This is a genomic window from Streptomyces sp. C (assembly GCF_000158895.1).
GTDB lineage: Bacteria > Actinomycetota > Actinomycetes > Streptomycetales > Streptomycetaceae > Streptomyces > Streptomyces racemochromogenes.
In genome coordinates this window covers 2,006,371-2,016,954 of the sequence record NZ_GG657750.1, presented here as the reverse complement: position 1 = coordinate 2,016,954, position 10,584 = coordinate 2,006,371, and the positions used below count along the sequence as shown (strand labels likewise).

Here is a 10,584-nt window from a genome sequence, read left to right as displayed (position 1 = left end):
CACCACCCGCACCCGGCCCACCGGCCCCAGCCAGCGGAACCGCCCCGCACCCGACGCCCCAGGCCCGGCTCAGCGAGCCCGAAGCCGCGGAAACGCCCCACCGCCGAGCGGTGCGAGGACCGCGGGAGGAGCTACGGCCGGCCCCCCAGCCGGCTCACCGCGGCGGCAGCCGCGCGGCAGCCGGCCCGGGCGGACTCCGCGGCGGTCGCGCCCGCGAGGCGGGCCGCCAGGAAGCCGCCCGCGAAGGCGTCCCCGGCCCCCGTGGTGTCCACCGCCTCGGCCGGCTCCGCCTCGACCTCGGCGGTGATCCGCCCGCCCTCGGCGACGATCGCCCCGCCCGAACCCCGGGTGACCACCACCAGCGGCACCCGCCGGCTCAGCTCCTCCGCCGCCCGGGCCGGCTCCCGGACCCCCGCCAGCAGCCGGGCCTCGTCCTCGTTCGGCAGGAGTACGCCGGCCCCCGCCACCGCGGCCAGGAAGCGTTCGGGGCCCAGCTCGGCCAGGAACCCCGCCGAAGCCGGGTCGACGCTCACCGGCACCCCCCGGGTCCGGGCGGCCCGCAGCGCGACCAGGGCCAGCTCCCGGCTGCACTCCGAGAAGAACAGGTAGCCCGAGAGGTGCAGGTGCCCGGCGCCGTCCAGCAGCGCCGGCACCCAGTCGGCGGGGCACAGCCGCAGCGAGGCCCCGCTGTCGGTCAGGAAGGTGCGCTCCGCGTCCTCGCCGACCAGCGCCACCACCGTCCCGGTCGGCTCCGCCGGGTCCACCACCAGCCGGGGCCGTACCCCCGCGTCGACCAGCGCCCGCTCGTGCCAGCGGGCCGACTCGGAGCCCACCCGCGCGAGCAGGCGCACCTCCGCCGCGCCCGTACGGGCCGCCCAGCAGGCGGCGTTGGCTCCGGCCCCGCCGGGGAGGGTGCGGATGCGGGCGGCGGTGTCGGTGGCCGGGGTCAGCGGCTCGCGGTGCACCGCCACCACGTCCGTCACCACGTCACCGACCACCAGCAGCGCCCCGGGCAGCGCCCCCGCCGGCGCACCGGGCAGTCCACCCGGCAGCGCACCGGGCAGTCCACCCGGCAGCCCACCCGGCAGCGCCCCCGCCGACGCACCAGGCAGTCCACCCGGCGGCGCCCCCGCCGGCGCCCCGGGCGGTCCACCCGGCAGTGCCCCGGGCAGTCCACCCGGCAGCGCCCCCGCCGACGCACCGGGCAGTCCACCCGGCAGCGCACTGGGCAGTGCCCCCGCCGGCGCACCGGGCAGTCCACCCGGCAGCGCCCCCGCCGGCGCCCCCGTCATGCGCGGGCCGTCCAGGCCCGGGCGATCCGGGCGCCGAGCCGCACGTTGCCGCGTACCGCCGCCAGGTTCGCCTCCAGCGACGCACCGCCCGTCGCGCGCACCAGGAACCCCAGCAGGAACGGCGTCACCGCCTGTCCCGTGATGCCCCGCGCCCGGCACTCGGCCAGCGCCTCGGCCAGGACCCGGTCGTGCAGCGCCGGATCCAGCTGCTCCGCCTCATCCACCGGGTTGACGACCAGCAGCGCGGACTCCGGACCGCCGACGGCGTCCTGAGCGGCCATCACCGCCGCCACCTCCTCCGGCTCCTCCACCGTCCAGTCGACCGGCTCTCCCGAGTCGGCCAGGTAGAAACCGGGGAAGCGCTTCGTCCGGTAGCCGACGACGCCGACCCCGAGCGTCTCCAGGCGCTGGAGCGTGGCCGGCACGTCCAGGATCGACTTCACCCCCGCGCACACGACCGTGATCCGGGTCCGGGCGAGCAGCGACAGGTCCGCCGACTCGTCCTGCGAGAGCGTCCACTCCCGGTGTACGCCGCCCAGCCCGCCCGTCGCGAACACCCGCAGTCCCGCCCGCGCGGCCAGGAAGGCCGTCGCCGACACCGTCGTCGCCCCGGTCGCCCCCGCCGCGAGGGCGGGCGCGAGGTCGCGGTGGCCCAGCTTGCGCACCCCCTCGCCGGCGGCGATCCGCTCCAGCGCGGCCTTGTCGAGGCCCGCCCTGGGGACCCCGTCCACCACGGCGACGGTCGCCGGGACCGCGCCCTCCGCCCGGACCAGTTCCTCCAGTTCCAGCCCCACCTCCAGATTGCGGGGGCGCGGCAGACCGTGCGCGATGATCGTCGACTCCAGGGCGACGACGGGCCGGCGATCGGCCAGCGCCTCGCGCACCTCTTGCGACAGGACCGGGATCTCGGATGCTCTGTGCTGTGGCATGTCCCCATCCCTGGCACGGGATTCACGCCCCCAAACACGCCCCTCCCGCTCCGGCGCGAACCTGTCCGAGTAGCGTGCCCGGATGGACACCCGGACCTTCTACGACGAACTCGCCCCGCGCTACGACCTCATGTACGCGGACTGGGACGCGAGCATCGCCCGCCAGGGCCGTGCTCTGGACGCCCTGCTCAAGGCCTCGCTCGGCCCGGGGCCGCACACCGTGCTCGACAGTGCCTGCGGCATCGGGACCCAGGCGCTGGGCCTGGCGGGCCTGGGCCACCGGGTCACCGGCACCGACCTCAGCCCCCTCGCCGCGGCCCGCGCCGCGCGCGAGGCGGCCGCCCGCGGTCTGACGCTGCCGGTCGCGGCCGCCGACATGCGCGCGCTGCCCTTCCCCGACGCCTCCTTCGACGCCGTCGTGTGCGCCGACAACGCGCTCCCGCACCTGCTGACCGCCGAGGACGTGGGCGCCGCACTGGCCGAAAGCCGCCGGGTGCTGCGCCCCGGCGGGCTGCTGCTGCTCTCCACCCGCCCCTACGGCGAGCTGCGCCGGACCCGCCCCGCGAGCCAGGCCCCGTACGTGCGGACCGGACCGGAGGGGCGCACCGTCACCTTCCAGCTGTGGCACTGGCACGCCGACGGAGAGCGCTACGACGTGGAGCTCTTCCAGCTCCTGCCGTCCGGCGAGACCTGGAGCACGAGGACGTCGACCGCCACGTACTGGGCGCTCCCCGAGGAGGAGACGGCGCGGTACGTGCGGCGGGCGGGCTTCGGCGAGCCGGTCTGGCACCCCGCCGAGGACACCGGCTTCCACCAGCCCGTCCTCGGCGCGCGCCGGCCGGTGGTGCGGACGCGCTCGACGGAATGACGTGTCGGACGCGCCCGCGCTGGACGCTCTGGTGACCCCGTGGGCGGGGGCGGCGCCCCTAGGCTGACGCACCATGAGCACCAGTGACCACAGCGCCCCCGCCTCCTTCGCCGTGTCCGTCGCGGACGTCCCCGACGCCGAGCTGGAGGCCGAGGAGCTCGATCCCGCCCAGATCGTCTCCGGCACGCCGGCCGTGACCGGCAAGGTGCTGTGGGAGTCGGCGGACGGCTCGCAGATCCGGGGGATCTGGCAGATCACCCCCGGGGTGGTCACCGACACCGAGGCCGACGAACTGTTCGTGGTGGTCAGCGGCCGCGCCACCATCGAGGTCGAGGGCGGCGCGACGTTCGACGTGGGTCCGGGCTCGGCCTGCGTGCTGCGCGAGGGCGACCGGACCACCTGGACGGTCCACGAGACGCTGCGCAAGGCCTACCACATCAACTGCTGAGGTCCGCCTTCCCGGGCGCGGGGTGGCGCCGGGCGGTGAACAGGGCGAGTGCCGCCATCGGCAGGAGGAGCGCGGCACCGATCGCGTTGAGCCAGCCGTAGCCGGCCTGGGACATGACCAGTCCGGCGGCGGCCCCGCCGACACCGGCGGCGGTGTTCATCGTCAGGTCGCTCAGGCCCTGTACGGCGGCCCGTGCGGCCTGCGGCACCGAGTCGGTCAGCAGCGCCGAGCCGGAGACCATGCCGGCGGACCAGCCGAGTCCGAGCAGGAAGAGGCCGGCCGCGCTCTGGGCGTGGTTCCCCTGGGCCGTGCCGGCGAGCAGGGCGGCGAGGGAGAGCAGCCCGGCCGCGAGCCCGATCACTGACAGCCTGCCGAGGCGGTCGGCGAGCCAGCCCATGACGGGGGAGAAGGCGAACATGCCCGCGATGTGGCCGCTGATCACCAGGCCGACGAGGCGCAGGCCGGCGCCGTGGTGGCTGAGGTCCATCGGGGTCATCACCATGATCGAGACCATGGCGGTGTGGGACACGGCGACGGTCAGCAGCGCGAGCCTGGCCCGCGGCGAGGCCTTGACGGCGGCCATGCCGGCGCGCAGCGAGCGGGCCTGACGGGACTGCTCGCCGGCTCCGGCCAGGGCCCTGGCGGTCAGCAGCGGGTCGGGCCGCAGGAACACCGCGAGCAGCGTGCCGGTGAGGACGAAGACGGCGCCGGCCCACACGAAGGGGCCCGCCGTCTGGGGTATGGAGGTGCCGGCGAAGCTGTCGCTGGCGGGGGCGGAGAGGTTGGGCCCGAGCACCGCGCCCAGGGTGGAGGACCAGACGACGAGCGAGATCGCGCGGGCCCGCCGGTCGGGCGCGGCGAGGTCGGCGGCCGCGAAGCGGGCCTGGAGGTTGGCGGAGGAGGCCGCGCCGAAGGCGGCCATGCCGAGCATCAGCAGCGGGAAGCTCTTGACCGAGGCGGCCAGGACCACCAGGGCCGCACCGAGCGTGCCGATGGCGTAGGCCACCACGAGCCCCGGGCGGCGCCCGCGCGCGGTCATCAGGGCGGCGAGCGGCAGCGAGACCAGGGCGGTGCCGATCACCGCGGCGGTGGAGGCGAAGCCGGACAGGGCCTCGGTGCCGCTGATCTCGGTGGCCAGTACGGGGGCCAGGGCGATGCTGATCGGCACGCCCAGGCCGCCCAGGATCTGGCTGGCCATGAGCACCGCGGACGTCCGGCGCTGGAGCCGGGGCAGGTCGGCGGCGTCGACCGGAGCGGCCGCGCCGCTGCTGCCGGCGGCGGTGTCGGGGGCTGCGTCGGGGGAGGTGCTCACGCCGGACACCCCCGGCGCGGGGGTGCGGCGGGAGCGGACGGGACGGGGCCTGGAGCGGCAGGAGTGGTCACGGCGGCAGTTTCCCACCGCCGGCCGCGCGGGGGAACCGGGTACCCGGCCCGGGGCCGGACGGCCACGGGCTGTCACCGCGACGGAACCCGCAGGTCAGAAGAGGGGCTGCGGGAGCACGCCCTCCAGCGCGAGCAGGATCCGCTTGGTCTCCACCCCGCCGCCGAACCCCCCGATCCCGCCGTCGTTCTCCACCACGCGGTGGCAGGCCACCACCACGGGCAGCGGGTTCGATCCCATGGCGTTGCCCACGGCCTGGGCCGCCCCCGGCTGTCCGGCGCGGGCGGCCAGCTCCCCGTACCCGACGACCGACCCGTACGGCACGGAGCGGTCGAGCTCCAGCAGCACCTGCTTGTTGAAGCCGGAGCTGAGCCGCCAGTCCAGCGGCAGCTCGAAGCGCCGCAGCGAACCGGCGAAGTACGCCTCCAGCTGGCGTATCGGCTCGGCCAGCAGCACCTCCTCGCCCGGGTCCGGCCGCCACGCGTCCGCGCCGAGCCGGGAGACCAGCGAGCCGATCATCCGGCCGACCCGGTCCGGGCGCGCGTGGAACTCGACCCGGACCAGACCCTCGGGGGTCGCGGCCAGGAGCAGGGGTCCGATGTCACTGGGGACGACGGTCCATTCGAGGTGCGGCCCGCGGGGCCGCTCGGTGCTGTCCACGGCTCCACGGTACGGCCCGCCACCGACAGCGCGGACGGCCCTGCGGCCCCGGGGGCGTTCCCGCGCGCGTCAGAAGCCGATCACGGCGTCCCGCACCACGTCGGGCGCGTTCGTGATGATCCCGTCCACGCCCATGTCCCGGACCTTGCGGGCGGTGGCGGCGTCGTCCACGATCCAGGTGTCCACCTCCATGGCCTTGCCGTGGGCCCCGGTCAGGCCGTGCACCGCCCTCACCCAGTCCGCCGTGATCGTCGTGTGCCACGGGTTGATCCGGTCCGTGAACTGCGCGTAGCGGGGCAGGTCGGCCACGGCCGGGGTGCCCAGGAAGGCCGTGACCAGGTCGGGGCGCAGGCCGTGCACGATCCGCACGGAGTCGGCGCTGAAGCTCTGCACGACCAGGCGGCGGGAGACGTGGTCCTCGTCGAGCCAGCCCAGCCGGCCCAGGAGGTCCAGCGTCTCGCCCTCGATCCCGGGGTAGAGCTCCGGTTTCTTGATCTCCAGCAGCAGCTTCTGCCGGTTCTCCCCGACCCGCTCCATGTACTCCCGCAGCGTCGGCACCCGGGCGCCCGCGAAGCGCGGCGAGAACCAGCCGCCCGCGTCCAGCCGTGCGATCTCCGCCGCCGTGAAGTCCTTGACCCGCCAGGGCGCCCGGCCGGGGAAGACCTGCTCGACGTCGGTGGTGCGGGCGAGGGTGTCGTCGTGGACCACCACCAGCTCGCCGTCCTTGGTCCGCTGGACGTCGTTCTCGACCCAGTCGAAGCCCAGCCGCCCGGCCAGGTCGATCGCTTCGAGGGTGTTCTCCGGGGCGTACGCGGAAGCCCCCCGGTGGGCGTACACGACGGGGCCCAGGACCCCGCTCGTGCCGCCGGGGGAGCCGGGGCCGGTGGCGGCCGGGGAGGCCGTCCCGCCCAGCACCGTGAGGGCGAAACCCAGGATCGCGGCGGCTGCCGCGGTGGCGGGTCGGACGTACATGTGGTCTCTCCTCGGGTCGTGAGCCCTGGTCGTGCGTCAGACGGGTGCGGAGCGGGAGCCGTTGAGGCGGTGCACTTCGCGGCGGAGCGTGCACGGCGATCATCGGCGCGAAGATCACCGGGACGCCACCGAACTACGACAAACAGACCGGAAAGGAGGAGATCCGCTGCGCCCGCCGGACCTGTCTCGGGGCCCCGCGGCCCCGCGGAAGGGCGTGAGTGTCAGTGCGGGGTCGTACGGTGGACTCATGCGGCCCGTATCGAAGATCGAACGCACGGTGGCACCCTTTGAGGTCGTCAGCCCGTACCAGCCCAGCGGTGACCAGCCGGCGGCCATCGCCGAGCTGGAGAAGCGCATCCGCGCAGGTGAGAAGGACGTCGTACTGCTCGGCGCGACCGGTACGGGCAAGTCCGCCACCACGGCGTGGATGATCGAGAAGCTCCAGCGGCCCACGCTGGTGATGGCACCGAACAAGACGCTGGCCGCCCAGCTGGCGAACGAGTTCCGCGAGCTCCTGCCGAACAACGCCGTCGAGTACTTCGTCTCGTACTACGACTACTACCAGCCCGAGGCCTACGTACCGCAGTCGGACACCTACATCGAGAAGGACTCCTCGATCAACGAGGAGGTGGAGCGGCTGCGCCACTCCGCGACCAACTCGCTGCTGACCCGGCGCGACGTGATCGTCGTCGCCTCCGTGTCCTGCATCTACGGCCTCGGCACCCCGCAGGAGTACGTGGACCGGATGGTCCCCCTCAAGGTGGGCGAGGAGATCGACCGGGACCAGCTGCTGCGCCGCTTCGTCGACATCCAGTACACCCGCAACGACCTGGCCTTCACGCGCGGCACCTTCCGCGTGCGCGGCGACACCATCGAGATCTTCCCGGTCTACGAGGAACTGGCCGTCCGCATCGAGATGTTCGGCGACGAGATCGAGGCGCTGTCCACCCTGCACCCGCTGACCGGCGAGGTCATCAGCGAGGACCGCGAGCTCTACGTCTTCCCCGCCAGCCACTACGTCGCCGGCCCCGAGCGCATGGAGAAGGCGATCACCGGCATCGAGGCCGAGCTCGCCGAGCGGCTCGCGGAGCTGGAGAAGCAGGGCAAGATGCTGGAGGCCCAGCGGCTGCGCATGCGCACCACCTACGACCTGGAGATGATGCGCCAGATCGGCTCCTGCTCCGGCATCGAGAACTACTCGCTGCACATGGACGACCGCGAGCGCGGATCGGCCCCGAACACCCTCATCGACTACTTCCCCGAGGACTTCCTCCTCGTCATCGACGAGTCGCACGTCACCGTGCCGCAGATCGGCGCCATGTACGAGGGCGACGCCTCGCGCAAGCGGACCCTGGTCGACCACGGCTTCCGGCTGCCGTCCGCGCTCGACAACCGGCCGCTGAAGTGGGAGGAGTTCCTGGAGCGCGTCGGCCAGACCGTCTACCTGTCGGCCACCCCCGGCAAGTACGAGCTCTCCCGCTCCGACGGCTTCGTCGAGCAGATCATCCGCCCCACCGGCCTCGTCGACCCCGAGGTCGTGGTCAAGCCCACCGAGGGCCAGATCGACGACCTCGTGCACGAGATCCGCGGCCGCGTGGAGAAGGACGAGCGGGTCCTGGTCACCACCCTCACCAAGAAGATGGCCGAGGACCTCACCGACTACTTCCTGGAGCTGGGCATCCAGGTCCGCTACCTGCACAGCGACGTCGACACCCTGCGCCGCATCGAGCTGCTGCGCGAGCTGCGGGCCGGCGAGTACGACGTCCTGGTCGGCATCAACCTGCTGCGCGAGGGCCTCGACCTGCCAGAGGTGTCGCTCGTGGCGATCCTCGACGCCGACAAGGAGGGCTTCCTGCGTTCGGGGACCTCCCTCATCCAGACCATCGGACGCGCCGCCCGCAACGTCTCCGGTCAGGTCCACATGTACGCGGACAAGATGACCCCGGCGATGGAGAAGGCCATCGAGGAGACCAACCGGCGCCGCGAGAAGCAGATCGCCTACAACACGGCCAACGGGATCGACCCGCAGCCGCTGCGCAAGAAGATCAACGACATCGTCGCCACCATCGCCCGCGAGGAGCTGGACACCGAGGAGCTCCTCGGCACCGGCTACCGGCAGGCCAAGGACGGCAAGGCCGGCAAGGCGCCGGTCCCCGCGCTCGGCGGCAAGGCCGCGGCCGCCGCCAAGGGGAAGGGCGGCAAGACGGCCAAGGCCGCCGCGGCCGCCGCCCCGACCGACCGGCCCGCCGCCGAACTGGCCGCGCTCATCGAGCAGATGACCGAGCGGATGAGGGGAGCGGCGGCCGAGCTCCAGTTCGAGGTCGCCGCCCGGATCAGGGACGAGGTGGGCGAGCTGAAGAAGGAGCTTCGCCAGATGAGGGAAGCGGGCCTCGCCTGACCCCGGGGCGGTCAGTAGGGTGTGGAAGCGCCGCAGGTGCACGCTGCGGGCCTTTAGGGGCGGGCTATGGAGAGGGGAACGCGCGTGACGGTCAACATGACCAAGGGTCAGGCCATCAGTCTGCAGAAGCGGGACGGCGGCACGCTGACCGCGGTCCGGATGGGCCTGGGCTGGCAGGCGGCCAAGCGCCGGGGGCTGTTCGGCTCCCGGACGCGGGAGATCGACCTCGACGCGTCGGCGGTGCTCTTCGCCGACAAGCAGCCGGTGGACGTGGTGTTCTTCCGGCACCTGCAGAGCGACGACGGCTCGGTCCGCCACACCGGCGACAACCTGGTCGGCGGCGTCGGCCAGGGCGGGGACGACGAGGCCATCCTCGTCGACCTCCAGCGGGTCCCGGTCCACATCGACACGATCGTCTTCACGGTGAACTCGTTCACCGGCCAGACCTTCCAGGAAGTGCAGAACGCCTTCTGCCGCATCGTCGACGAGACCAACGGCCAGGAGCTCGCCCGCTACACCCTCGACGGCGGCGGCCAGTACACCGCGCAGATCATGGCGAAGGTGTCCCGGTCCGGCGCCGGCTGGCAGATGACGGCCCTCGGCAACCCGGCCAACGGCCGGACCTTCCAGGACCTGATGCCGGCGATCCTGCCGCACCTGTAAGAGCACTACCGGCAAGAGAAGAAGGCACGGGGGAGGGGCTGCACGATGACGGCCGAACTGGTCCGGGGGCAGAACCACCCCGTGCCCCACGACAGGGTCGAGGTCAGGGTCTCGGCGGGCACGCCCGTGCTCGCCCTGGCCTCCCTGGCCGACGAAGAGGGCCGCCTCGCGGGCCCCGGGGCGCTGGCCCGGCCGGGCGGCCAGGCCCCCGCCTGGCTCCGGCTGCCGCAGGAGCCCGCGGACCGGCACACGCTGGCCCTCGACCTCGAAGCCGTCGCCGCGGAGGTCCACCGGATCGGCCTGCTCCTCGTGCTGCCGCCGGGCGGACCACTGAGCTTCGGCTCCGTACCGGCCCCGCACGCGGCGGTGGCCCCGGCGGACGGACCCGAGTTCGCCGGCTTCACCCTCACCGGGCTCGGCGCCGAGACCGCCGTCGTGGCCCTGGAGCTCTACCGGCGCCAGGGCGCCTGGAAGGTCCGGGCCGTCGGCCAGGGGTACGCCGAGGGCCTCGGCGCCCTGCTCGCCGACGGGGGCCTGCCCGCACCGCAGGCCGCCGAGCTGGCCGCGGCCGCCCTGCGCGGGACCGCGGGGGCCGCCGGGGGCGACCGCGCCCTCGCCGCCCTGCCCCCGCAGGCCCAGGGCGCCCCGCACCCCGACCGGCAGGCGGCCCCGGCTCCGGCCTCCGCCCCCGAGCCGCCGGATCCGGTCCCGGTCTCCGGCGTTCCCTACCCGGGCACGCCCGGCGCCGCCCCCTCCGCCCCGGAGGACACCGCGGCGGTACAGGGTCCGCCCACCATCGACTACGCCCATCCGCGCCGCCGCCGCACCAGCGCCGAAGCCCCCGAGCCCGCGCCCCGGCCCGCGCCCGCCGCCGACCCCGGCCGGCCGCCGGCCCCGGTCGCCGGCGACGCCAGCGGCTGGTCCATGGACGAGCGGCTCTACAACCAGGTCTGGGGGCATGTTCGAGGACCTG

At 74.4% G+C, this 10,584-nt stretch carries 10 protein-coding genes; 5 read left to right on the top strand and 5 right to left on the bottom strand.

Annotation, left to right across the window (positions count from 1 at the left end; genetic code table 11):
* Window positions 1–131 precede the first annotated feature (131 nt).
* Both SSNG_RS08895 and SSNG_RS08885 read right to left on the bottom strand, forming a co-directional pair.
* Window positions 132–1,064, bottom strand: a complete 933-nt coding sequence (locus SSNG_RS08895) for a PfkB family carbohydrate kinase (protein ID WP_007263484.1) — start codon at window positions 1,062–1,064, stop codon at window positions 132–134.
* 224 nt (window positions 1,065–1,288) lie between these two features.
* Entirely contained in the window at window positions 1,289–2,221 is a 933-nt protein-coding gene (locus tag SSNG_RS08885; RefSeq protein WP_042800768.1) for a pseudouridine-5'-phosphate glycosidase, read from the bottom strand.
* 82 nt (window positions 2,222–2,303) lie between these two features.
* On the opposite strand from SSNG_RS08885, the gene SSNG_RS08880 reads away from it, so the two are divergent.
* Both SSNG_RS08880 and SSNG_RS08875 read left to right on the top strand, forming a co-directional pair.
* Complete coding sequence (locus tag SSNG_RS08880) at window positions 2,304–3,089, top strand: class I SAM-dependent methyltransferase (protein ID WP_007263483.1); 786 nt, start codon at window positions 2,304–2,306, stop codon at window positions 3,087–3,089.
* Between the two features lie 73 nt (window positions 3,090–3,162).
* The gene (locus SSNG_RS08875) at window positions 3,163–3,537 is read left to right on the top strand and encodes a cupin domain-containing protein (RefSeq protein WP_007263481.1); all 375 of its coding nucleotides are present in this window, start codon (window positions 3,163–3,165) and stop codon (window positions 3,535–3,537) included.
* On the opposite strand, the gene SSNG_RS08870 is transcribed toward SSNG_RS08875, so the two are convergent.
* The 3 genes from SSNG_RS08870 to SSNG_RS08860 all read right to left on the bottom strand — a co-directional run bounded on the left by SSNG_RS08870 (window position 3,527) and on the right by SSNG_RS08860 (window position 6,550).
* Window positions 3,527–4,849 carry an MFS transporter gene (locus SSNG_RS08870; RefSeq protein WP_042800767.1) on the bottom strand — a complete coding sequence of 441 codons (1,323 nt, stop codon included), beginning with the start codon at window positions 4,847–4,849 and terminating at the stop codon, window positions 3,527–3,529. The two genes, SSNG_RS08875 and SSNG_RS08870, sit on opposite strands and share 11 nt — an antisense overlap.
* Window positions 4,850–5,014: 165 nt before the next feature.
* Window positions 5,015–5,578 (bottom strand): methylated-DNA--[protein]-cysteine S-methyltransferase, encoded by a 564-nt coding sequence (locus SSNG_RS08865; protein WP_007263479.1) that lies wholly within the window; start codon window positions 5,576–5,578, stop codon window positions 5,015–5,017.
* A 69-nt stretch (window positions 5,579–5,647) separates the two neighbouring features.
* On the bottom strand, window positions 5,648–6,550 hold the full coding sequence (locus tag SSNG_RS08860; RefSeq protein WP_007263478.1) for a glycerophosphodiester phosphodiesterase family protein: 903 nt from the start codon (window positions 6,548–6,550) through the stop codon (window positions 5,648–5,650).
* A gap of 247 nt (window positions 6,551–6,797) precedes the next feature.
* Between SSNG_RS08860 and uvrB the strand changes: the two genes are divergently transcribed.
* From uvrB to SSNG_RS43630, 3 genes are all read left to right on the top strand, one after another.
* Window positions 6,798–8,948, top strand: a complete 2,151-nt coding sequence (uvrB, locus tag SSNG_RS08855; protein WP_007263477.1) for an excinuclease ABC subunit UvrB — start codon at window positions 6,798–6,800, stop codon at window positions 8,946–8,948.
* Between the two features lie 84 nt (window positions 8,949–9,032).
* Complete coding sequence (locus tag SSNG_RS08850) at window positions 9,033–9,611, top strand: TerD family protein (protein ID WP_007263476.1); 579 nt, start codon at window positions 9,033–9,035, stop codon at window positions 9,609–9,611.
* A 45-nt stretch (window positions 9,612–9,656) separates the two neighbouring features.
* Window positions 9,657–10,584 (top strand): TerD family protein (locus SSNG_RS43630; RefSeq protein WP_007263475.1); only part of this gene is annotated, 928 nt, incomplete at its 3' end.

Excerpts from the sequence above, each read along its gene's own strand:
- SSNG_RS08860 (WP_007263478.1), bottom strand. The coding sequence starts at position 6,550 with ATGTACGTCCGACCCGCCACCGCGGCAGCCGCCGCGATCCTGGGTTTC.
- SSNG_RS08880 (WP_007263483.1), top strand. The coding sequence starts at position 2,304 with ATGGACACCCGGACCTTCTACGACGAACTCGCCCCGCGCTACGACCTC.
- uvrB (WP_007263477.1), top strand. The coding sequence starts at position 6,798 with ATGCGGCCCGTATCGAAGATCGAACGCACGGTGGCACCCTTTGAGGTC.
- SSNG_RS08885 (WP_042800768.1), bottom strand. The coding sequence starts at position 2,221 with ATGCCACAGCACAGAGCATCCGAGATCCCGGTCCTGTCGCAAGAGGTG.
- SSNG_RS08875 (WP_007263481.1), top strand. The coding sequence starts at position 3,163 with ATGAGCACCAGTGACCACAGCGCCCCCGCCTCCTTCGCCGTGTCCGTC.